Annotated in this window: 23 protein-coding genes; 9 read left to right on the forward strand and 14 right to left on the reverse strand. The window is 66.0% G+C overall.

Annotation, left to right across the window (positions count from 1 at the left end):
- Positions 1-10 precede the first annotated feature (10 nt).
- Positions 11-724, reverse strand: coding sequence for an SIMPL domain-containing protein (locus tag CCX87_RS11375; RefSeq protein WP_087746403.1), 714 nt, complete (start codon positions 722-724; stop codon positions 11-13).
- Positions 725-941: 217 nt separating this feature from the next.
- Here CCX87_RS11375 and ompR point away from each other — a divergent pair, with 217 nt between their 5' ends.
- Both ompR and CCX87_RS11385 read left to right on the forward strand, forming a co-directional pair.
- Complete coding sequence (gene ompR / locus CCX87_RS11380) at positions 942-1,673, forward strand: osmolarity response regulator transcription factor OmpR (protein ID WP_087746405.1); 732 nt, start codon at positions 942-944, stop codon at positions 1,671-1,673.
- Positions 1,674-1,680: 7 nt separating this feature from the next.
- Positions 1,681-3,210 (forward strand): ATP-binding protein, encoded by a 1,530-nt coding sequence (locus CCX87_RS11385; protein ID WP_087746407.1) that lies wholly within the window; start codon positions 1,681-1,683, stop codon positions 3,208-3,210.
- Positions 3,211-3,268: 58 nt separating this feature from the next.
- On the opposite strand, the gene ispF is transcribed toward CCX87_RS11385, so the two are convergent.
- Both ispF and CCX87_RS11395 read right to left on the reverse strand, forming a co-directional pair.
- On the reverse strand, positions 3,269-3,748 hold the full coding sequence (gene ispF, locus CCX87_RS11390) for a 2-C-methyl-D-erythritol 2,4-cyclodiphosphate synthase (protein ID WP_087746414.1): 480 nt from the start codon (positions 3,746-3,748) through the stop codon (positions 3,269-3,271).
- Between the two features lie 38 nt (positions 3,749-3,786).
- A complete protein-coding gene (locus CCX87_RS11395) occupies positions 3,787-4,632 on the reverse strand; it encodes an IspD/TarI family cytidylyltransferase (RefSeq protein WP_087746419.1) in 846 nt (281 codons plus the stop codon).
- Between the two features lie 96 nt (positions 4,633-4,728).
- Here CCX87_RS11395 and mfd point away from each other — a divergent pair, with 96 nt between their 5' ends.
- From mfd to serB, 3 genes are all read left to right on the forward strand, one after another.
- On the forward strand, positions 4,729-8,193 hold the full coding sequence (mfd, locus tag CCX87_RS11400) for a transcription-repair coupling factor (protein ID WP_087746421.1): 3,465 nt from the start codon (positions 4,729-4,731) through the stop codon (positions 8,191-8,193).
- A gap of 79 nt (positions 8,194-8,272) precedes the next feature.
- A complete protein-coding gene (locus CCX87_RS11405) occupies positions 8,273-8,932 on the forward strand; it encodes a hypothetical protein (protein WP_087746423.1) in 660 nt (219 codons plus the stop codon).
- Positions 8,933-9,113: 181 nt separating this feature from the next.
- Positions 9,114-9,830 carry a phosphoserine phosphatase SerB gene (serB, locus tag CCX87_RS11410; protein WP_087746426.1) on the forward strand — a complete coding sequence of 239 codons (717 nt, stop codon included), beginning with the start codon at positions 9,114-9,116 and terminating at the stop codon, positions 9,828-9,830.
- Between the two features lie 71 nt (positions 9,831-9,901).
- Here the strand turns inward: serB and CCX87_RS11415 are convergent, their stop codons facing one another.
- The gene (locus CCX87_RS11415; protein ID WP_087746428.1) at positions 9,902-10,390 is read right to left on the reverse strand and encodes an RrF2 family transcriptional regulator; all 489 of its coding nucleotides are present in this window, start codon (positions 10,388-10,390) and stop codon (positions 9,902-9,904) included.
- A gap of 91 nt (positions 10,391-10,481) precedes the next feature.
- On the opposite strand from CCX87_RS11415, the gene ytfE reads away from it, so the two are divergent.
- A complete protein-coding gene (gene ytfE / locus CCX87_RS11420) occupies positions 10,482-11,219 on the forward strand; it encodes an iron-sulfur cluster repair protein YtfE (protein WP_087746430.1) in 738 nt (245 codons plus the stop codon).
- A gap of 200 nt (positions 11,220-11,419) precedes the next feature.
- Here the strand turns inward: ytfE and CCX87_RS11425 are convergent, their stop codons facing one another.
- Both CCX87_RS11425 and CCX87_RS11430 read right to left on the reverse strand, forming a co-directional pair.
- Positions 11,420-12,049 (reverse strand): Lcl C-terminal domain-containing protein, encoded by a 630-nt coding sequence (locus CCX87_RS11425; protein ID WP_087746432.1) that lies wholly within the window; start codon positions 12,047-12,049, stop codon positions 11,420-11,422.
- Between the two features lie 192 nt (positions 12,050-12,241).
- Complete coding sequence (locus CCX87_RS11430) at positions 12,242-12,877, reverse strand: LysE/ArgO family amino acid transporter (protein ID WP_087746434.1); 636 nt, start codon at positions 12,875-12,877, stop codon at positions 12,242-12,244.
- Between the two features lie 70 nt (positions 12,878-12,947).
- Here CCX87_RS11430 and CCX87_RS11435 point away from each other — a divergent pair, with 70 nt between their 5' ends.
- Entirely contained in the window at positions 12,948-13,859 is a 912-nt protein-coding gene (locus CCX87_RS11435) for an HTH-type transcriptional regulator ArgP (protein ID WP_087746435.1), read from the forward strand.
- A gap of 130 nt (positions 13,860-13,989) precedes the next feature.
- Here the strand turns inward: CCX87_RS11435 and CCX87_RS11440 are convergent, their stop codons facing one another.
- The 3 genes from CCX87_RS11440 to CCX87_RS11450 are packed head-to-tail and all read right to left on the reverse strand — an operon-like array spanning position 13,990 to position 15,123.
- Positions 13,990-14,232, reverse strand: coding sequence for a DUF3820 family protein (locus CCX87_RS11440; protein WP_087746437.1), 243 nt, complete (start codon positions 14,230-14,232; stop codon positions 13,990-13,992).
- Positions 14,233-14,234: 2 nt separating this feature from the next.
- Positions 14,235-14,603, reverse strand: a complete 369-nt coding sequence (locus CCX87_RS11445) for a translation initiation factor Sui1 (protein ID WP_198314705.1) — start codon at positions 14,601-14,603, stop codon at positions 14,235-14,237.
- A gap of 10 nt (positions 14,604-14,613) precedes the next feature.
- The gene (locus tag CCX87_RS11450; protein WP_087746439.1) at positions 14,614-15,123 is read right to left on the reverse strand and encodes a DUF2721 domain-containing protein; all 510 of its coding nucleotides are present in this window, start codon (positions 15,121-15,123) and stop codon (positions 14,614-14,616) included.
- A 272-nt stretch (positions 15,124-15,395) separates the two neighbouring features.
- Between CCX87_RS11450 and CCX87_RS11460 the strand changes: the two genes are divergently transcribed.
- The gene (locus CCX87_RS11460; RefSeq protein ID WP_087746442.1) at positions 15,396-16,643 is read left to right on the forward strand and encodes a DEAD/DEAH box helicase; all 1,248 of its coding nucleotides are present in this window, start codon (positions 15,396-15,398) and stop codon (positions 16,641-16,643) included.
- 10 nt (positions 16,644-16,653) lie between these two features.
- Here CCX87_RS11460 and CCX87_RS11465 read toward each other — a convergent pair whose 3' ends face one another.
- From CCX87_RS11465 to CCX87_RS11480, 4 genes are all read right to left on the reverse strand, one after another.
- Positions 16,654-17,016 carry a DUF6172 family protein gene (locus tag CCX87_RS11465; RefSeq protein WP_087748303.1) on the reverse strand — a complete coding sequence of 121 codons (363 nt, stop codon included), beginning with the start codon at positions 17,014-17,016 and terminating at the stop codon, positions 16,654-16,656.
- A gap of 172 nt (positions 17,017-17,188) precedes the next feature.
- Positions 17,189-18,184: an aldo/keto reductase gene (locus CCX87_RS11470; RefSeq protein WP_087746444.1), complete on the reverse strand. Its 996-nt coding sequence runs from the start codon at positions 18,182-18,184 to the stop codon at positions 17,189-17,191.
- Between the two features lie 15 nt (positions 18,185-18,199).
- Positions 18,200-18,433, reverse strand: coding sequence for a SlyX family protein (locus tag CCX87_RS11475; protein ID WP_087746446.1), 234 nt, complete (start codon positions 18,431-18,433; stop codon positions 18,200-18,202).
- A gap of 7 nt (positions 18,434-18,440) precedes the next feature.
- Positions 18,441-19,631 carry an aminotransferase-like domain-containing protein gene (locus tag CCX87_RS11480; protein WP_087746448.1) on the reverse strand — a complete coding sequence of 397 codons (1,191 nt, stop codon included), beginning with the start codon at positions 19,629-19,631 and terminating at the stop codon, positions 18,441-18,443.
- Positions 19,632-19,732: 101 nt separating this feature from the next.
- Here CCX87_RS11480 and nth point away from each other — a divergent pair, with 101 nt between their 5' ends.
- Entirely contained in the window at positions 19,733-20,371 is a 639-nt protein-coding gene (gene nth, locus CCX87_RS11485) for an endonuclease III (RefSeq protein WP_087746450.1), read from the forward strand.
- A gap of 129 nt (positions 20,372-20,500) precedes the next feature.
- Here the strand turns inward: nth and cynR are convergent, their stop codons facing one another.
- On the reverse strand, positions 20,501-21,400 hold the full coding sequence (gene cynR, locus CCX87_RS11490) for a transcriptional regulator CynR (protein WP_087746452.1): 900 nt from the start codon (positions 21,398-21,400) through the stop codon (positions 20,501-20,503).
- Between the last annotated feature and the right edge of the window lie 125 nt (positions 21,401-21,525).

Below are 21,525 nucleotides of genomic sequence, written 5' to 3' on the forward strand. Positions count from 1 at the left end.
TCCAACAGATTCAGCGCATCTGCACCGAGCCCGACACATTGACGACCACCTGCGCCTTGCCCGCTTCCACCGGCACCGGTGCATCGGCAAACGCTGCCGATTTGGCCTCCATGGCCATGGCGCGCGGGCGCGGACCGGGAGACATCTCGTTGCTGTTCACGGACACCTCGCGCAGGCTGTAGTTGGCAAAGCCAAACCCGCGGCTCAACTCAGCGGCGCGCGTCTTGAACTGCTCGATAGCCAGGGTCTGGGCCTCGCCCTCCACCTTGGCGCGGGCCTCGCGCGACAAGGCAAAGCCCACCTGGCTGATGGCCATGGTCTGGATTTTTCCGGCCGTGGCGGTGATGCGGGCAAAGTCGCGGCCCTCCAGCACCAGTTCGGCCCGGCCCTGCCAGCCGTTGATCTTGCCGTCCTTGCCGTAGCGCGGATACAGCCCGAAGGGGCCGGTGCGCACATCCATCTGCCCGGGTTGCGCATTGCGCTTGGCCTCGGCCAGTGCCGCATCCAACGCTGTCTTGAGCTGCACCTGCGTGGTGGCCGCGTCCGCGCCCTCCTTGCTGGTGGACAGCGCCAGCACCAGCAAATCCTGCTGCACCTCCACCGTGCCAGACGCCGCCAGCTGCACCACGTTGTGCGGCTCCACGGCCTGAGAATTTTGAGAAAAAACGGCTCCAGCGCTCACCATTAAAGCGCTAGCAGCTATCAAACGAATAGCATTTTTCATACCGGCAAATATCCTTGCGATCAGCGCACAACCCCACACCGGGCCGCACAGGCCACTACAGTAACCGCTGCAGAAATCGCCAGCGTAAACCGGGCGTGAGCGGCCTGCTCGCTGGGGCAAAACTTGTAACACTTGGTCAAACACAGGGCAAAAAACCGAACTTCGCGGCTGAAGCTGGTCAGAATCGGCTCTGTTACAAATTGGACCCGCACTCACCATGGCTACATCAACCAACCGTACCGACAAGATTCTGGTGGTGGACGACGATGCACGCATCCGCGATCTGCTGCGCCGCTACCTGACCCAAGAAGGCTTTGAAGTCATGGTCGCCGAAGACGGCAAGGCCCTGAACCGCCTGCTGCTGCGCGAGACGGTCGACCTCATCGTGCTCGACCTGATGATGCCCGGCGAAGACGGTCTGTCCATTTGCCGGCGCCTGCGTGCCGCCAATGACCGCACGCCCATCATCATGCTCACCGCCAAGGGCGAGGACGTGGACCGCATCGTGGGCCTGGAAGTGGGCGCCGACGACTACCTGGGCAAGCCCTTCAACCCCCGCGAGTTGCTGGCGCGTGTGCATGCCGTGCTGCGCCGCCGCCCCGCGCAAGAGGCGCCCGGCGCCCCATCGGGCGACAACGAAGTAGTCACCTTCGGCCCCTTCACCTTCGACCTGGGCACCCGCGCACTGCAGCGCAATGGCGAAGAGCTGCCGCTGACCACCGGCGAATTCGCCATGCTCAAGGCCCTGGTGCGCCACCCGCGCCAGCCCCTGTCGCGCGAAAAACTGGCGCTGCTGGCACGCGGCCGCGAGTTCGAGCCCTTCGACCGCAGCCTGGACGTGCAGGTTTCGCGCCTGCGCAAGCTGGTGGAGGTGGACGCCGCAGCGCCGCGCTACATCCAGACGGTGTGGGGCGTGGGCTATGTTTTCGTACCGGACGGAACGAACTGATCTGTCCATGCGCAAACCCGAAGGCCCGTCGGTGGCAGCGCCCCAGGAGCCGGTGACCGTTCCCTCCGACGCCACCAGCCCCGCGCCGCTGGAATCCTTGCGCCGTGCGCGCGAGCAACGCGCGCGCGTGGGGCTGAACCTTTTCTGGCGCACCTTCTTTCTGCTGGCGCTGCTGCTGGTGGGCAGCATCCTGGCCTGGCTGCAAACGCTGCGAGCGCTGGAATTCGAGCCGCGCACGCTGCACACGGCGCAGCAGATTGCCTCGCTGGTCAACCTCAGCCGCGCGGCCCTGGTGCACGCCGACGCCATCGCACGCGTGTCGCTCATCAAGACCATGGCCGACCAGGAGGGGGTGCGCATCCTGCCGCGCGAGCCGGGCGACAAATTCACGCTGCTCGACAGCACCGCGCTGGGCAACCGCCTCACCGACGAACTGACCCAGCGCCTGGGCCCGGACACCGTCGTGGCCCAGAACGTCAACGGCGAAAACGGCCTGTGGGTCGGCTTCAACATCAACGGCGACCCCAACTGGCTGCTGATGGACCGCTCACGCTTCAGCCCTGCCGGTGGCCGCACCTGGCTGATCTGGCTGATCACGGCAGGCGCCCTGTCCCTGGCCGGCGCTGCCGCCATTGCGCGGCTGATCAACCAGCCGCTCAAGCAGCTTTCCTATGCCGCCAACCGCGTGCGCGATGGCGACTTTGCCGCCAGCCGCCTGGACGAAGAAGCGGTGACCAGCGAAATCCGAGAGGTGAACATCGGCTTCAACCGCATGGCACAAAAGCTTGCCAAGCTGGAGCAGGACCGCGCCGTCATGCTGGCCGGCATTTCGCATGATCTGCGCACACCCCTGGCGCGGCTGCGGCTCGAAACCGAAATGAGCGTGGTGGACGAAATAGCGCGCGAACACATGGTGGCCGACATCGTGCAGCTCGATGCCACCATCGACAAGTTTCTGGACTACGCCCGCCCCGACCACGTCACGCTCACCCCCGTCAACCTGCACGGCGTGGTGTCGTCCTGCGTCTATGCGGTGCAGGACCATCGCGAGCTGCAGATCACGATGGACGTCCCCGAAGACCTGAACGTGCTGGCCGACGAAGTGGAGCTGGCGCGCGTGATCTCCAACCTGCTGGAGAACGCGCGCCGTTACGGCAAGACGGTGGACACGACCGTCACCCATGTGGACATTGCCGCCAAGGGCCGCGAAAACTGGGTGCTGATCAAGGTGCGCGACCACGGCCCTGGCGTGCCACCCGAGCAGCTGTCCAACCTGACCAAGCCGTTCTTTCGCGGTGATTCGGCGCGCACTGCCGCCGCGGGTGCCGGGCTTGGCCTGTCGATCGTGGACAAGACGGTGCAACGCATGGGCGGCATCTTTGCGCTGGCCAACTCCAGCACCGGTGGTCTGGTGGCCCATATCCAGTTGCAGCGGGCCATCAACATGCCCGAAGGCGAAGACCCCAAGCAACGCCTGCAGCGCCCCTCCGTCAAGCGGCAGCTTCCCCGCCGCCGGGCCGAGGACCACATGGACTGAGAGGCTGAGAGTCTTTCATCCATGCCCGCTTTGCACGCCAAAACACGCCGGTGCCCGGTCAGGCCCTGACCAGCAACGCCACCGCCCGTGCCTCCATGGCCAGCCCCTGGCCCACCGGGCCCAGGCGTTCGGCGGTCTTGGCCTTGACGTTGACCTGCGCTTCATCCACCCCCACTGCGGCCGCGATGCACCGGCGCATGGCGGGAATATGCGCGGCCAGGCGCGGCGACTGCGCCACCACCGTGCTGTCGATGTTGCCGATGTCGTAGCCCGCGGCCCGCACCCGGCGCGCCACCTCTGCCAGCAGCACGCCCGAGTCCGCGCCGCGAAATGCCGCGTCGGTGTCCGGAAAATGGCTGCCGATATCACCCAGGGCCGCCGCCCCCAGCAGGGCATCGGTGATGGCATGCAGCAGCACATCGGCATCCGAATGGCCCAGCAGGCCCATGCTGTGGGCGATCTCCACCCCGCCAATCACCAGCCGGCGCCCGGGCACCAGCGCATGCACATCCCAGCCTTCACCAATCCTGAAATTCATCGAATCACTTTCGCCCGTGAAGGGTCGTTAAAAGGGCCTCAAAACATGTTCTTCTTGTCAAAGGGCGCAGCCGCCTGCCCGCGCGCGCCACCAAAACGATCCAATGTGGCGCCGTGCGCCCGCTGTGCCAGCACGGCGGCCGCCAGGGCAAAGTCGTCCGGATAAGTCACCTTGAAATTCTGCGCCCCCCCTGGCACCAGCCGCGGGTGCAGGCCCATCGCCTCCATGGCGCTGGCTTCGTCGGTGGCGCCCGAGCCCACATGTTCGATGGCCGCCTGGAGCGCTCCCATGCGGAACATCTGCGGCGTCTGCGCCAGCCACTTGTCGCTGCGGTCCACGGTGGAGGCCACGCGCACGCCGCCGGGTCCGTCAATCGATGTCTTGAGCGTGTCGGCCAGCTTGTGCGCCAGCAAACCACCCACGCCGTCGTGCTGGCAGGTGTCGATCAGAGTGTCGATCTGCTGGGATGTCACCAGGCAGCGTGCCGCGTCATGCACCAGCACCCAGTCGTCGGGCTGTGCACCACGCTCCGCCAGGGCCCGCAAGCCGCCCAGCACGGTATCCGCACGCGTGGGCCCGCCGCATTCCACGGTGAAGAACGCGGGGTGGGCGTAGGCGTCCAGAAAATGGTCCCCCGGCGCCACCGCCACCAGCGTGCCCAGCAAGCGGTTCACCCCCGCAAAAGCCGCCAGGGTGTGCATGACCATGGGGTGCCCTGCCACCAGGTGGTATTGCTTGGGCAAGGCCGGGGCAACCAATGCCGCGCCGGGCGTGGCGGCAGGTGGCACGGCCCGCAGGCCCATGCCCGCACAAGGCACCAGCGCCCAAAAGCGCCCGTGGGCGGACAAGGGGGCGAGCGGTGGGTGTGGGAGCGGAGCAGTCATGTGTCGCGCATTCTAAAATCTCCTGTTGCCCACCCATCCAGCCCGCGCGCGTTTCGCGCCCCAGGGGATGCGGCGGGCCCAGACGATACCGTCCGCATGGAACTGCCCAAACTCTCCCCCGGAAAACGTTTCACCCTGCCCCGCCCCGTGGGCAGCGCCGATGCCCTGCTGCTGGCCCGCCTGGCCGAGCGCGACAAGGCCGCAGGCCGCACCACAGCCATCGTCACGGCCGACGCCACCGACGCGCAACGCCTCATCGAAGAAATGGCGTTCTTCGCGCCCGGCCTGCGCTGCGCGCTGTTCCCCGACTGGGAGACGCTGCCCTATGACACCTTCTCGCCGCACCAGGATTTGATCAGCGAGCGGCTGGCCACGCTGTGGCGCATCTCGCAAGGTGAGGCCGATGTAGTGCTGGTGCCCGCCACCACGGCGCTGTACCGGCTGGCACCGCCGTCGTTTCTGGCGGGCTACACCTTCCACTTCCAGGTCAAGCAAAAGCTCGACGAGGCCAAGTTCAAGGCCCAGCTCACGCTGGCGGGTTACAGCCATGTCTCGCAGGTGGTGAGCCCCGGCGAATACGCGGTGCGCGGCGGGCTGATCGACCTGTTCCCCATGGGCTCGCTGGTGCCTTACCGCGTGGACCTGTTCGACAACGAGATCGACTCCATTCGCACCTTCGACCCCGACAGCCAGCGCAGCCTGTACCCCGTGCCCGAGGTGCGCCTGCTGCCCGGCCGCGAGTTCCCGATGGACGACGAGGCGCGCGCCAAATTCCGCAGCCGCTGGCGCGAGATGCTGGAGGGCGACCCGACCAAGAGCCGCATCTACAAAGACATGGGCAACGGCGTGGCCACGGCGGGCATCGAGTACTACCTGCCGCTGTTCTTCGACGACACCGCCACGGTGTTCGACTACCTGGGTGGCGAGGCCACGGTGGTGCTGCATGGCGACCTGGAACCGGCCTTCCAGCGCTTCTGGCAAGACACGAAAGACCGCTTTCGCCTGATCCAGGGCGACCCGGAGCGGCCGGCGCTGCCGCCCGAGTCGCTGTTCCTGTCCATCGACCAGTTCTACACGCGCGCCAACCTGCATGCGCAGCTGTCCATCCGCCCTGCGCTGGAGGACGTTGCCGACAACCCGCATTTCCAGAAGCTGGGCGATTTGTCGGTGGTGCGTGGCGCCGACGACCCGCTGGCCCGCCTGCACGCGCACCTGCGCAACACCCAGCACCGCGTGCTGCTGCTGGCCGAGAGCGACGGCCGGCGCGAGAGCCTGCTCGACTTTCTGCGCGCCAGCGGCGTGAACCCGCCGGCCTTCGACTCGCTGGCCGAGTTCCAGGGCGCGGACGATGAGAAGGTGGGCATTGCCACGGCCGGCCTCACCGTGGGCTTCAGCTGGATAGCGGACGGCATCGACTTCGTCACCGAGACCGAGCTTTTTGCCGCCGGCCCCACCACGCGCCGGCGCAAGAAGCAAGAGCAGGTGAGCGATGTCGAGGCGCTGATCAAGGACCTGTCAGAGCTGAACGTGGGCGACCCCGTGGTGCACAGCCAGCACGGCATCGGCCGCTACCGGGGCCTCGTCAACATGGACGTGGGCAACAAAAACCCCGACGGCTCGCCCGCCATGCAGGAGTTCTTGCACCTCGAATACGCCGAAAAGGCCGTGCTGTATGTGCCCGTGAGCCAGCTGCAGCTCATCAGCCGCTACACCGGCGTGAGCGCCGACGAGGCGCCGCTGCACAAGCTGGGCAGCGGCCAGTGGGAAAAGGCCAAGCGCAAGGCCGCCGAGCAGGTGCGCGACAGCGCGGCCGAGCTGCTCAACATCTACGCCCGCCGCGCCGCGCGCGAAGGCCATGCCTTCCGCTACTCGCCGCAAGATTACGAAACCTTTGCCAACGACTTCGGCTTTGAAGAAACGGCCGACCAGAACGCCGCCATCCACGCGGTCATCCAGGACATGATTTCGCCCCGCCCCATGGACCGCCTGGTCTGCGGCGATGTTGGCTTTGGCAAGACCGAGGTGGCGCTGCGTGCGGCCTTCGTGGCCGTCACCGGCGGCAAGCAGGTGGCGTTTCTTGCGCCCACCACGCTGCTGGCCGAGCAGCATTACCAAACGCTGGTGGACCGTTTTTCCAAGTGGCCGGTGAAGGTGGCGGAGGTGTCGCGCTTCCGTTCAGGCAAGGAGATCACCGCCGCCATCAAGGGCATTGGCGATGGCACGGTGGACATCGTGGTGGGCACGCACAAGCTGCTGTCTGAGTCCACCAAATTCCACAACCTGGGCCTCTTGATCATTGACGAGGAGCACCGCTTTGGCGTGCGCCACAAGGAGCAGATGAAGGCCCTGCGCGCCGAGGTGGATGTGCTGACGCTGACGGCCACGCCCATCCCCCGCACGCTGGGCATGGCGCTGGAAGGCCTGCGCGACCTGTCGGTCATCGCCACCGCGCCGCAGCGCCGCCTGGCGATCAAGACCTTTGTGCGCAACGAGGGCACGGGCGTGATCCGCGAAGCGGTGCTACGCGAACTCAAGCGCGGCGGGCAGTGCTACTTTTTGCACAACGAGGTGGAGACCATCGAGAACCGCCGCCAGAAGCTCGAAGAGATATTGCCCGAGGCCCGCATCGCCGTGGCCCACGGCCAGATGCCCGAGCGCGATCTGGAGCGCGTGATGCGCGACTTTGTGGCCCAGCGCTACAACATCCTGCTGTGCTCGACCATCATCGAGACCGGCATCGACGTGCCCACGGCCAACACCATCATCATGAGCCGCGCCGACAAGTTCGGCCTGGCGCAGCTGCACCAGCTGCGCGGGCGCGTGGGCCGCAGCCACCACCAGGCGTATGCGTACCTGATGGTGCCCGACACCGAGGGCCTGACCAAGCAGGCACAGCAGCGGCTCGATGCGATCCAGGCCATGGAGGAACTTGGCAGCGGCTTTTACCTGGCCATGCACGACCTGGAGATCCGCGGCGCGGGCGAGGTGCTGGGCGAGAACCAGAGCGGCAACATGCTGGAGGTGGGCTTTCAGCTGTACAACGAGATGCTCAATGAAGCCGTCAAGGCGCTCAAGGCAGGCAAAGAACCCGACCTGCTCTCGCCCCTGTCGGTCACCACCGACATCAACCTGCACGCCCCCGCCCTGCTGCCCGACGACTACTGCGGCGACGTGCACCTGCGCCTGTCGTTCTACAAGAAGCTGGCCACGGCCAAGACGCCCGACCAGATCGACGGCCTGCTCGAAGAGATCGTGGACCGCTTTGGCAAGCTGCCGCCGCAGGCGCAGACCCTGATCGACGTGCACCGCCTGCGCGTGCTGAGCCAGCCCTACGGCGTGGTGAAGGTGGATGCGGCGCCGGGCGTCATCACCATCACCTTCAAGCCCCAGCCGCCGATCGACCCGATGCGCATCATCGAGCTGATCCAGAAGAACAAACACATCAAACTGGCGGGCAACGAGAAGCTGCGCATCGAGCGCGAGCTGAAAGACCCGAAAGACCGGGCGCAGATGGTGCGCGACATTTTGCGCTGCCTGGGGCAGCCGCTGGTGGCTGCATGATGGAAATTTTGAATGAAATTGGGCTCTAGCGCTTATCTATCAAGCACCAGCAGCTATCAATAGAATAGTAAGCAGAACCATGTGGCTGGAAACCGCTCTGGTCCTCATCGCGCTGGTTGCGGCCATGGCAGCGCAGCCTTGGCGCATGCTGGCAAACGGCAAGCCACTCGCGCACGAGACGCATGGCGCGCCGTCCGCACTGTGGACGCCCCTGCTCGCCACCCTGGTGTTCCTGCCCTGGCTGTGGGCCCTGCCCACGCTGCATGCCATGCCGCTGCAACTGCAATGGTCGGGCGCCTGCCTGGTGGTGCTGATGCTGGGCTGGCCCCTGGCCATGCCGGTGCTGCTGGTGGTGGGCGTGATCGCCAGCCTGCTATCACCCGCCATGGGGTGGCCCGAGGCTCTGGGAGCCATCGCCTGGCAAGGCGTGGTGCCCGCCACCCTGGCGCTGATCCTGGGGGCGCTGGTGCGGCGCTTCGTCGGAACCCACCTCTTCGTCTATGTGCTGGGCCGCGCCTTTTTGGGCACGGTGCTGTGTCTCTTTGCCTCGGGCGCGCTCTCGCAATGGAGCGGCCACCAATTGCCCGGGGTGGGCGATGAACTCTCGCTGGTGGCCCGCTGGCTCATGGCCTGGGGTGATGCGTTTGTCACGGGAATGCTCACGGCCATCTTTGTGGCCTTCAAGCCGCAATGGCTGGCCACCTGGTCCGACCCGCTCTACCTTGGGCCTCCGAAGTAAACAACGCCGCCCACGCCACCACCCATTGATACACATCCACCTGATCGGCCTGCATTGGCGCCCGCCCGCCATGCCCCCACTGACCTTTGGCGGCCGCCCCTCGGAGTACGGGAACAGCGTGGGCCCCTGGTCGGCGGGCTAACATGGCGGCCTTCGCATCCATGACACAGCCCCGTTTTTCATGACCCACGCCACCGAATTCGCCCCCGGCCTTGTTGTTCAAGACCTCTGCGCCCCGCTGTCCCTTTCGAGCTACAAGCTCATCGCCTTCGACATGGACTCCACCCTCATCAACATCGAGTGCGTGGACGAAATCGCCGATGCCGCCGGCCGCAAGGCCGAAGTAGCGGCCATCACCGAGGCCGCCATGCAGGGCCTGATCACCGACTACAAGGAAAGCCTGCGCCAGCGCGTGGCCCTGCTCAAGGGGGTGACCGTAGGCCACATGGAGCAGGTGTTCTCGGAACGCCTGCGCTTTAACCCCGGCGCCAAGGAACTGATCACCGCCGCCAAGGCTGCAGGCCTGACCACATTGCTGGTGTCGGGCGGCTTTACCTTTTTCGCCGACCGCGTGCGGGCGGGCCTGGGCATCGACTTTGCCCGATCCAACATGCTCGAAGTGGAAAACGGCCTGCTCACGGGCCGCATGGTGGACCAGTCGTGGGGCGACATCTGTGACGGGGCCGAAAAGCGCCGCACCCTGCTGGAGGTGGCCTCGCTCATGGGCATCTCGCCCGCGCAAACGATTGCCGTGGGCGACGGCGCCAATGATCTGCCCATGATGGGCGCCGCGGGCCTGTCGGTGGCCTACCACGCCAAGCCCGCCGTGCGCGCGCAGGCCAGGATTGCCATCAACCAGGGCGGACTGGACCGCGTTCTGGAAGTGGTACGCCCCTGAAAGGCGCAAAGATGGACGGGGACTGGCACACCCGGCCACATCCCCTGCCAGCAGCGCGTTTCAGCCGCAAGCTACGCGGCCGCATCTGGCAACCCCGGCACCATCCGCACCGCAGCCAGCCGACGCGACTGGGGCATCGCCACCACGCTGTGGGGCTCGGTGAGCAGGTCGGCCAGCGTCACCTTGTCCAGCACGGCGATGAAGGCCTGCATGGCCTGCCCAAGCACCCCCTTGAGGTGACAGTGGCTGTTCAGCCGGCACTGGTTGTGCGCTGGGTCAAAACATTCGACCAGATTGAAATCGGTTTCGGTGGCGCGCACCACGGCACCGATGTTGATGTCGCCCGCGGGCTTCATCAGGCGCATGCCGCCCCCGCGCCCGCGCGTGGTCTCCAGCAGCCCCTGGGCGGACAGCTCCTGGACAATCTTGGTCAGGTGGCTGCGTGAAATGCCATGGCTCTCCGCCACCTCGGTGATGGTGACGGGCTGTACACGCCCTTCGCTGGCCGCGCAATACATCAGCACGCGCAGCGTGTAGTCGGTCCATTGGGTCAGACGCATTCGATTGCCGTAGATCAATTAAAAGAGATAGTTCGCATGAATTTTATGCCATAAAATATTCACACCAAATGAACCTTTAAAGGACCACACCATGAACGCCCGTCTGGAAACCACCGCGCCCGCCACAGTTGCCCTGAGTGCCGATCAGCAAATCGGCCAGATTGCGGTGCAGCTGCCCGGCGCCACCGCCGTCTTTCGCCGCCTCAAGCTGGATTTTTGCTGTGGCGGCCAGGTGCCCCTGGCAACGGCCGCTGCCGATAAAGGACTGGACGTGAACGCCGTGCTGTCCGAGCTGGCCGCCCTGCAACGCCCCAGCGCCGTTCCCGAAATGCGTGAACCGGGCGCACTGGTGGACCACATCCTCACGCGCTACCATGACGTACACCGCGTGCAGTTGCCCGAGCTGATTCGCATGGCCCGCCGGGTGGAAGCCGTGCACCGCGACAACGCCGATGTGCCCGCCGGGCTGGCCGATCTGCTGGAAGAAATAGAGCAAGAGCTGCTCTCGCACATGCAAAAGGAAGAAGCCATTCTGTTTCCCATGCTCAAGTCGGGCGGCAACCCGTTCGTGGGCCAGCCCATCGGCATGATGCGGGCCGAGCATGTGGACCATGGCACGGCCCTCGACCAGTTGAACGCACTGACCCATGACGCCACGCCCCCCGCAGGCGCGTGCAACACCTGGCGCGCCCTGTACGCGGGCATTGCGCAATTTGGCGATGACCTGATCAACCACATCCACCTGGAAAACAACGTGCTGTTTCCCCAGTTCGAGGCAGCACCGGCTGCCGCTGGTGGCTGTGGTTCAACCGGCTGTGCATGCAGTTGAGTCCCTCTGCGCCGCGCCAGACGCCCAGCATGGAGAGCCTCACAGCCCTTGTGCACGGGCGTCATCAGCCGACCACTTAACTCCTGTTTTCATAGCACAAGGCGCTTACTCCTATTGCGCTGCGGGCAAATTTTGCAAACATTCCAAAATGCGCCCCTGACCAGCGCTGCCCAGGCCCGTCCTGCCACCGCAAACCACCGTCACCGTGCACCTTCGGCAGGCGCCGGGACTGGTTCGTGGGGCCGCACCAGCCGCACCAGCAGCCGGGAGCCCTTGCCCACGTCTGCGCGGCTTTCCCCGGTTGCCATGTTCACCGCCCAGCCCTGACGAAAAGCCATGCCGCCAGCGCCCCCTGCGGCGCGGCTCTCCATGACGTTGCCATAGTTGTACGGATTGCCCGAGCCCGCCTGCACATTGGCGGTGCCCGACCAGTGCCAGTCGGGCGGGGTGGCCGGGAAAAGCACCGGGTTGGGCCCTGGCGGGCGGGCGGTCTTGTCCACCAGCCGCTTGAGCTCGTTGACGCGCGGCAGCCGCCAGCGCACGCCGTCGGCCTTCCAGCGGGCATGGGCCAAGGCTGCGGCCTGCGCATAGTCCAGCCGCTGCGGGGTGCCAGTGCAGGTCTTGCCGGTCCATTGCATCCCCTCCACGCAGCGCGGCCAGACCAGCCGGGCCCGCAGATCGATGACAGAGGCGCCATCCCCCGAGGGCACCAGCGTGGGCGCAGCGGCCGGATCTGCCGCTTGGGCGCAGGCGGCAACCACCAGTCCACCCACAACGACAAACCAGGAGTGGCGGGCGAGAAAATACTGTTTCACGGTGCGTGGATCCATGGCAAGGGTAATGGTAGCGGGCCGTATGGCGCCGCTCCCGCAGGAGCAAATCATCAAAAAACGGGCCTTCTAGTATCTTCGACCACCGCGCCCTCCGCGCCACTGGTCACTGGTCACTGGTGACTGGCCGGTGGCCGGTGGCGCAAGACGCACGTTGCGATGCGCCGCTGCGGCCGGCTTTGGCGGCCCCTTTCAGTCGGCAACCCCTTGCCACACCCACCACGCCAGCGCCAGCATCATGCAGCCGGTCAGCGCGTCCAGTGCCCGCCAGGCGCGGGGGTTGGCAAACAGCCCCTGCAACCGCCGCCCGGCCAGTGCCAGGGCAGCGAACCACACCAGACTGGCCGAGGCAGCCCCCATCACAAAGATCCACTTGAGCCCGCCATCCTGGCGCGCACCGATCGATCCCACCAGCACCACGGTGTCCAGATAGACATGGGGGTTGAGCAGCGTGATCACCGCCAGGGTGCCAAGCACGCTGAGCAGGCCACGCGGCGCCACGCCGTGGGCCGTGCCGAGACTGGCGTCGGGCGCAGTCAGCACGCGCCACCAGGCGAACAGGCCATAGGCCAGCAAAAAGGCCGCGCCGCCCACGCTCAGGTAATAAGCCAGCGCAGGCGAGCGCCCCAGTAACTGCGCCATGCCGGCCACGCCCACGCCAATCAGCAGCGCATCGCTGGCCACGCACCAGGCCACGCAGGCGCGCACATGCTGGCCGCTCACGGCCTGGCGCAGCACATACAGGTTCTGGGCACCGATCGACACGATGAGCGACAGGCAGACGGTGAAACCGGCGAGCCAGGAAGAAGAAACATTGGCAGTCCACATGCCACCGATTCTTGGCAGTGCGCGCCATTAAGTAAAATTAATTCACCTGAATCAAAGTTAGCAACTCTTCATGCTCGACTACACCGGACTCCAGGCCCTTGCCGCCGTGGTGCGCGAAGGCAGCTTCGAACGCGCCGCGCGCCGGCTGCACGTCACGCCTTCGGCGGTGTCGCAGCGCATCAAGCAGCTGGAAGAACGCACGGGCCAGGTGCTGGTGCTGCGCGGCACGCCCTGCACCGGCACCGAAGCCGGGCGGCGGCTGTGCCTGCATGTGGAGCAGGTGGCGCTGCTCGAAAACGAACTGCGCCGCACCAACCCGACCCTGATGCCCGACGGCCAGGCCGCGCCCCCCACGCTGAAGCTGGCGGTGAATGCCGATTCGCTTTCCACCTGGTTCATGGATGCCATGGCCGCCTTCACGGCCGGCGGCAACGAGCTGCTGGACATCCGCATCGATGACCAGGACCACACGGCCCAGCGACTGAAGGAAGGCGATGTGCTGGCCGCCGTGACGGCCAGCGCGGGCACCATCGCGGGCTGCAACACCTGGCCCCTGGGATCGGTGCGCTACGTGGCGGCGTCCAGCCCGGCGTTTGTGGCGCAGCATTTTGCGGGCGGGGTCAGCGCCGAGGCCATCGCCCGTGCACCCATGATCACCTTCGACCGCAAGGACCGCCTGCAGGAGCAGTGGCTGCAGCAACGGGGCCTGGCCTCGCGTCGCAACCCGCCCAAGCATTTTTTGCCGTCCAACGACGGCTTCGTGCGAGGTTGCGAAGCGGGCATGGGCTGGGGCATGCACCCGATGTCGCTGATCCAGCGCCAGCTCGACGCCGGCACTCTGGTGGAGTTGCTGCCCGGCACCGGCATGGACATGCCGCTGTATTGGGTGCACGCCCGCTCTGCCCAGGCGGGCCTGGAGCGGCTGACCCACTGCGTGATGGCGGCCGCGCGCCATTGGCTGGCGCCTGCCGAGAGGGCATAACCCACCAAACACATCAAAATAGATAGCTGCTAGCGCTGATGGATATTGGGCTAGATCCTTATTTCATTCAAAACCATGTTATCAAGGCCCTTCAACATAGGTTTGCAGCCGCACCGGCGCAGAACGGGCCTCAGCCGTCTTGCGCGCGCTGCTGCAAGCCAGCTGAGGCGCGCAACGGTTCGAGCAGCGGCGACAGGCCGTTGTGGTCAATCTCGTGCATGAGCGCCAGCAAGCGCCCCAGGTCGCTGCGCGGAAAGCCCTCGCGGGCGAACCAATGAAGGTAGTTGCCGGGCAAGTCAGCCAGCAGGCGGCCCTTGTATTTGCCATAGGGCATGGTCACGGTGACCAGGCGCTGCAGTTGGGTGGGGTCCATCATCAACCGCCCGCGCGCTTGACCGGGTGGCCGCGCTTTTTCAGCGCCTCCATCACGCGTTCCACATGGTCGCCCTGCACCTCGATCACGCCGTCCTTGACGGTGCCGCCGCTGCCGCACGCGGCCTTGAGCTCTTTGCCCAGCGCTGCCAGCGCATCGGCATCGAGCGCCACGCCCTTGACCAGCGTGACCGCCTTGCCCCCGCGCCCCTTGGTTTCGCGCGAGACGCGCACGATGCCGTCGCCTGCAGGCACTGGCGCCGCCTTGCACACGCACTGCGCCTGCGGCTGGCGACAGTCGGGGCACATGCGGCCATGGTCGGTGGAATAGACCAGGCCGCCCAGGCCTGCCAGATCACGCAAGGATTTCATGGTGCGGGCCTCAAGGCTGCGGGGTGGCGGGTGTGGACGCTGGCGCTGGCGTTGTAGCAGGTGCAGGCCCCTGGGCGCGCAGCATGTGGAAATTGAGGATGCGCGTGGCCATCACCGTTTCCACAAAAAACAGCACCAGGGCCAGCAGAAACGAGAGCACGCCGCTCAAAAAACTACCCAGCGCCAAGGTGTGGCCCCGAAAGTCCGTGGTTTCGCCCAGAAACAGCAAGATGATGGTCACGCCGATCAGAAAACCGCACAGGGTGAGCAGGCCGATACAGCCATTGGCCATGCGCCCGCGGGTGCGCAGGTAACTGAGCTCCAGCAGCGCGCGCGCCAAAAATTCGGCGTCATCGCTGTGGCGGGCACTGTTTTCGAGCACGCGGGCGCGGTCGATGATGCGCGCCAGGCGCCCGGCCACCGCACCAATCATGCCCGCCACGGCGGTCAGTAGAAACACCGGGGCCACGGACAGCTGGATGCTGTGGGTGATGGTGGACGAATCAAATGCGAGGTTCATGGCATCAAAAAGACTGTGCAGCGCGGGGCGCGGACGGGCTGCGATTATCGCCACCCGCGCGGGTGGCGCACAATGCACGCCCGCAGGCTGCGTGGCGCCTGGCACTGCGCCCGCGGCGCTGCCGGCACCACCACAGCCCCGGCGGCAGGCGTTTTCATGGATGGCACGGCGTTGGCGTGTGCGCACCGGCTGCCGCGCAGTTATCTCTTTGCTGGCCCTGACCTGCTGCGCTGTGGCGCCGGGTTGCTGGCCTGAATTTTTTGTCTCACACCATGCCATTTGCTGCCCTCGGTCTCTCTCCCGCCCTCGTTCAGGCTGCCACCGCGATGGGCTTTGCCGCGCCCACGCCCATCCAGGAGGCAGCCATTCCGGCCATCCTGCGCGGCGCCGATGTCGTGGGCTCGGCCCAGACGGGATCGGGCAAAACGGCGGCATTCGCCTTGCCGCTGCTGCAACGGCTGCAAGCCGGTGCGCCCCACACACAGCGGCGGGTGCGCGCGCTGGTTCTGGTGCCCACGCGCGAGCTGGCGGCCCAGGTCGGCGAGGTGGTGCGCAGCCTGGCACAGCACCTGCCCCAGCCGCTGAAAGTGGCCGTGGTCTTTGGCGGCGTTTCCATCAACCCCCAGATGATGGGCCTGCGCGGTGGCGCCGATGTGGTGGTCGCCACGCCGGGCCGCCTGCTCGATCTGGTGGAGCACAACGCATTGCAGCTGGGCAACGTGGACCTGCTGGTGCTGGACGAGGCCGACCGCCTGCTGGACCTCGGGTTTGCCGAGGAACTGCAGCGCACCCTGGCGCTGCTGCCACCGCAGCGGCAGAACCTGTTCTTTTCGGCCACGTTCCCCGCAGCCGTGCAGACGCTGGCCAACGGGCTGCTGAACGACCCCGTGCGCGTGGCCGTGGCCGACACGCCTGCCAACGAACCGTCCATCGCGCAGCGCGCCATTGCGGTGGACGCCAGCCGCCGCACGCAGTTGCTGCGCCACTTGGTGCAGGAGAACGCATGGAGCCGCGTGCTGGTGTTCGTGGCCACGCAATATGCCGCCGAGCATGTCGCCGAGAAGCTCTACAAGGCCGGTATCTTTGCCACCCCCTTCCACGGCGGCCTGAGCCAGGGCGCGCGCAAGCAGGTGCTGCAGGAGTTCAAGGACGAACGCTGGCAGGTGGTGGTGACCACCGACCTGGCGGCGCGCGGCATCGACATCGCCCAGCTGCCTGCGGTGGTGAACTACGACCTGCCCCGCTCAGCGGTGGACTACGTGCACCGCATCGGCCGCACGGGCCGCGCGGGCGAAAGCGGGGTGGCCGTAAGCTTTGTCACGGCCGATGCCGAAGCGCATTTCCGCCTGATCGAGAAACGCCAGCACCTTGCCCTGCCGCGCGAACAGGTCCCCGGCTTTGAGCCCACCGAACTACCGACCGAGGCCACGGCAGCCAGCACCGGCGGCATCAAGGGCAAGCGGCCCAGCAAGAAAGACAAATTACGCGCTGCAACGCAGGCGGCAACAGGGCAGGAATAAGGCCGGGCGATCAGTCGCCGTCGCCGCCGCCATCGCCGTCGTTGTCGTCGCTGATGGCGCCGCCCCCGCCTTCTTCGCCAGCCTGGCCGGAACGTGCCTGGCGATGCCCACCCTTGGCCATAATTTCGACATAAAACTGCGCACCACCTTCGCGGGCCACGCCATCAATCAGGCCGATCAGGGCAGCCAGGTGGGCAACTTCGGCGGTTTCGGCGCTGCGGCCGAACTTGCAATCGAAGTCCCAGAAATCCGCGCCGGCGGGCACGGGGCGGCCGCGTTCGCGCTTGATGTACTTGCGGATTTCATGCTTGACGGCATCCAGAACGCGGTCGCTGTTCTTGCCTTCGATGTGGAGCTGGAAAGTTTTTTTCATGGGCGATCGTACCGCCTGCGGCATCGCCACCACCCAGGCCAGGGGCAAAGCGGGTGTCGTGCGGCTGGGTATCAGCACCTGCAGGTCACCCGCGACACCGGGCCACCGCTCGGCCAAGAAACACACCAACGGGTCGTCAACGCGCCCGCTCACGGCGTGGTTTCAAAACGACTTACCGCCCATTCAGCGGGTAGGCCGGATCGGTGTATCCCGGCGTGGACGGATGGCCCGGTGCCACCAGCGAATCCACCAACGCCTCGTCTTCTTCAGTCATGGCGCAGTCGAGCGCTGGCGCATAGTCCTGCCACTGCGCCAGCGTTCGCGGCCCGGCAATCACCGAACTCACCGACCGGTGGGCCAGCACCCAGGCCGTGGCAAATTGGGCCAGCGTCACCCCTCGCTGCTGCGCATGCCGCTGCAATGTCTGGGCGATCTGCAACGATTCTTCGCGCCACTCGGTCTGGGTGATGCGCTTGTCGCCCCGGGCGGCCCGCGAGCCTTCGACGGGCGGCTGGCCCGGCAGGTATTTGCCCGTGAGCACGCCGCGCGCCACTGGGCTGTAGGGTGTGACCCCCAGGCCATGGTGGGCGCAGGCCGGCAATATCTCAACCTCGGGCATGCGGTTGAGCAGGTTGTAGTAAGGCTGGCACACCACGGGCCCAGGCATGCCCATCTGCCGGGCCAGGTGCACCAGCTCGGTAATACGCCAGCCCCGGAAATTGGAAACACCCCAGTAGCGGATCTTGCCCGCGCGCAACATGGCATCGAGCGCCTGCAGGGGCTCCTCCAGGTTCATGCCGTTGTAGTCGCGGTGCAGATACAGAATGTCCACATGGTCGGTCTGCAGCCGCCCCAGGCTGGCTTCGACCTCGCGCAGCATCCAGCTGCGCGAATAGTGCGCCTCGTTCACGCGGTCCGACATCTTGTTGCCCAGCTTGGTGGCCAGCACCCAGTCGTGGCGCTGGCCGCGCAGCAACTCACCCAGCATGGTCTCGGAAGCGCCCTTGGTGTACACATCGGCCGTGTCGATGTAGTTCACCCCCTGGGCGTGGGCATCGGCCACGATGGCGGCAGCTTCGTCACGCGGGGTCTGGTCGCCAAACATCATCGTGCCCAGGCACAGACGGGAGACCTGGAGATTGCTTTTGCCAAGGTTGCGGTATTGCATGGTTTGGAAACGGAATCAGTAATGCGGCGGCAATTCGTCGCGCAGGTTGCGCGGGCCGTTCGAGCCGCCTTCGGGCGCCTGCTGGCGCAGCTGGATGACCTCGTGCGTGAGCCGGTCGATCAGCTCCTGCTGGCGGTAGATGGTGAGGTTGAGCTGGTCCAGCAGGTCTTCCATGAAACTGGCCTTGATCTCCAGGCCCTCCAGCCGCTGCAGGATGTCGTGCGCGTCATTGGTGTTGGGGTCTTGCATGGCGTTGTCAGAGAGCCTGCGCCAGGCGCGCCACGCCCTCGCGGATTTTGCCGACATCGGCCGTGGCGAACGACAGGCGCAGCGTGGCGTGGTCGGGGTTCTGGGCAAAAAACGGCGTGCCGGGCACAAAGGCCACGCCTTTTTCGATAGCAGCCCTGGCCAGCACGTTGGCATCGGCCAGCTTGCCGCCCGCGCCCGTCAGGCGCAGCCACACGAACAGGCCGCCTTTGGGTTGCACAAACTCCACGGCGTCACCCAGTTCCTTGTGCAAGGCGTCGCACAGCGCCTGGGCGCGCTCGGCATAGACCTTGCGCACATTCGCCAACGTGGCGGGCATGCGGCCGGCCTTGAGGTATTGCGCGGCCGTGGCCTGGGCAAACGTGCTGGTGTGCGCGTCGCTGAACTGCTTGCACATCACCGCCTTGGCCAGCAGCTCGGGCGGGGCGATCAGCCAGCCAATGCGCAGGCCGGGGCTGAGCACCTTGCTCAAACTGCCGCAGTGCGCCAGCCAGTCGCGGCTGCCGGGCACCTGGCTGGACAGCGCCAGCAGGCTGGGCGGTGGCGCCTCGCCAAAATACAGGTCGCCATAGGGATCGTCTTCCACCACCAGGGTCTGGTACTTCACCGCCAGCTCCAGCACCTTTTTGCGGCGCGCCAGGCTCAGCGTGGCGCCGCTGGGGTTGCCAAAGGTGGGGATCAGGTACACCAGCTTGGGGCGGTGCTCGGCAATGAGCTGCTCCAGCGCGTCCACCTGCACGCCATCTCCATCGATGGGCGCGCTGATGACCTCAGCGCCATACAGGCGAAAGCACTGGATGGTGGCCAAAAAAGTGGGGCCCTCCACAATCACCTTGTCGCCGGGGCCGATCATGGTCTTGCCCAGCAGGTCCAGCGCCTGCTGGCTGCCGGTGGTGACGATGAGCTGGTCGGGCGCCACATCCCGGGCGCCCTTGCTCGCCATGAAGGCGGCCAGTTGCTCGCGCAGTGGCTGGTAGCCCTCGGTGGCGCCGTATTGCAGGGCGGCGCCCGGCTCCTCGGCCAGAGCGGCGTTGCTGGCGGCGCGGATGCCGTCCACGTCGAACATGGCGCTGTCAGGGAACCCGCCCGCAAAGCTGATGATGCCGGGCTTGCCCAGCAGCTTGAAGAGTTCGCGGATGGCGGAGGTTTCTACGTTGTTCAGGCGGTCGGCAAATTGCATGAGCGGTGCTTTCAGTGGACGGGGAATATCGCATTGTCGCCAATTGGCATGCTGCACGGCAGCGTACAGCGTGGAGGCGGCAACCCCCTACACTGCCCGCCATGAAAACCGCGCACATCGCACCCTTTTTCGCCACCCTGAAGGCCGCCAACCCGCTGCCCAACACCGAACTCGAATACACCACCGTGTTCGAGCTGCTGGCGGCCGTGCTGCTGTCGGCCCAGGCCACCGATGTGGGCGTGAACAAGGCCACGCGCAAACTGTTCCCGGTGGCAGGCACACCGCAGGCCATTCTGGATCTGGGGCTCGATGGGCTGGAGGGCTACATCAAGACCATCGGCCTCTACAAAAGCAAAGCGCGCCACCTGCTGCAAACCTGCCGCATCCTGGTGGAGCAGCACGGCGGCCAGGTGCCGCGCACGCGCGAGGCGCTCGAAGCCCTGCCCGGCGTGGGCCGCAAAACAGCCAACGTGGTGCTGAACGTGGCGTTCGGCCAGCCCACCATGGCGGTGGACACGCACATCTTTCGCGTCAGCAACCGCACGGGTCTCGCCCCCGGCAAGAACCCGCTGGCGGTGGAGAAGCAGCTGATGAAGCGCGTGCCCCCCGCCTACGCCGTCGATTCGCACCACTGGCTGATCCTGCTGGGCCGCTATGTGTGCCAGGCGCGTAAGCCGCGCTGCTGGGAATGCCTGGTGGCGCCGTATTGCGACTTTCAGCCCAAGACGAGCGCGCCCTAGCCCTGCGGACGCTGCAGCCGAAAGCGGATCCATCGCGCGGCTTCCACAGCAGATGCTTTTGGCATCTTTAATGCTATTATTAATATAGCTATCAGCGCTTTACCCATAAGCGCGAATGGCTTTTTTCTTTCAAATGTTTGAACGTCCGCCGGAAAGCCGATGCTCAGGCCTGAGCAAGGCCGCAAACTCCACGGCAGCCCGGCTGCGGGATGCACCACGCCGCCACAGAATGCCGGCGTGGCGCACCATCTGCGGCGAATGCAACTGGATGGCCTGCATGTCCGGCGCCTGGCGCGCGGCGCGTTCGGGCACGATGCACGCCAGCTCGCCCCAGCGACACACGTCAATCAGGCCCTCCACCGACTCCATCTCTACCCGCACCCAGGGCTGCACACCCGCGCCGCGCAGGCTGTCGTCAATCAGCTGGCGCGTGGCGAAAGCGCGCGGCAGCATGGCCAGCGGCACCTGGGCCAGGGCCTTGACGGCCAGCGTGCGGCGGCGCGCCAGCGGGTGGGCGCGGTTCACCACCAGCTGCATCCGCTCCTCGAACAAGGGCTCGGTCTCGATCTCGTCGCGCTGCGTGGGGTGAAAGGCGATGCCCACATCGAGCAGGCCTTCCACCAGCTGCTCCTCGATGGGCCCGGCGCGCAGGTCGCGCACCACGATGTTCACCTTGGGATAGGCCATGCTGAAGGCCGCCACCGTGGCCGGCACCAGGGTGTGCAAAAAGGTGGGGATGACGCCCACCGTGAGCACGCCCGACTGCAACCCCGTCATGTCGGCCAGCGCCATGCGCCCGGCCTCGATCTCCTGCAGCGCGCGAGCGGCATGCACACGAAAGGCCGCCCCGGCCTGCGACAGCCGCAAGCCCCGGCCCAGCCGGTCAAAAAGCTGGATCTCCAGCTCCTGCTCCAGCTGGCGCAGGCCGTGCGACAGCGTGGACTGCGTGACAAACAGGTTTTGCGCCGACTGCGTCAGGTGCTCGGTCTGGGCGATGTCGAGAAAGTAGCGCAACTGCCGGATTTCCATCGCTGACACTCCCATTTATTCGTTCGATTCGATCGAATGATAAGTTGCAAATAAATCATTGGAACGTCATACGGATTAAATCTAACCTTGCTTTTTTCTGCCCCGCGGTTGGGCCAACACCACTC

The sequence above is a fragment of the Acidovorax sp. T1 genome (assembly GCF_002176815.1).
In the GTDB taxonomy this organism is placed as follows: domain Bacteria; phylum Pseudomonadota; class Gammaproteobacteria; order Burkholderiales; family Burkholderiaceae_C; genus Acidovorax.